The sequence below is a fragment of the Flavobacterium sp. RSSB_23 genome (assembly GCF_051547145.1).
Classification (GTDB): Bacteria; Bacteroidota; Bacteroidia; order Flavobacteriales; family Flavobacteriaceae; genus Flavobacterium.
This window is the reverse complement of record NZ_JBPTTO010000068.1, coordinates 1-262: the sequence shown is the minus strand read 5'-3', so window position 1 is coordinate 262 and position 262 is coordinate 1. Positions and strand designations below refer to the sequence as shown.

Below are 262 nucleotides of genomic sequence, written 5' to 3'. Positions count from 1 at the left end.
ACCCACTACAGTATTCGAAGCATTTTTCCAAGAATAAGTTACCGTTCCCACAGCTCCAGTTACAGCTCCTGCAGTTACAGAACCCGTGCTAGCACCAAAGCAAGAAGCATCGGTTTTAGATGAAGCACCCAAAGCCAATGCCGCTTCAGGTTGCCCAACAGTTACTGAATTGGATTCAGAAGAACAAGAATCAGATACAGTTACAGTATAGGTTCCAGCAGGTAAATTAGATACAGAAGCGGTGGTGCCTACAACAGTATTC

1 protein-coding gene is annotated in these 262 nt (G+C 44.7%); it reads right to left on the bottom strand.

The window, feature by feature from the left end; genetic code table 11:
- Positions 1–262: hypothetical protein (locus ACSVH9_RS16405; RefSeq protein ID WP_438064642.1), on the bottom strand; the 262-nt coding region annotated here is incomplete at both ends.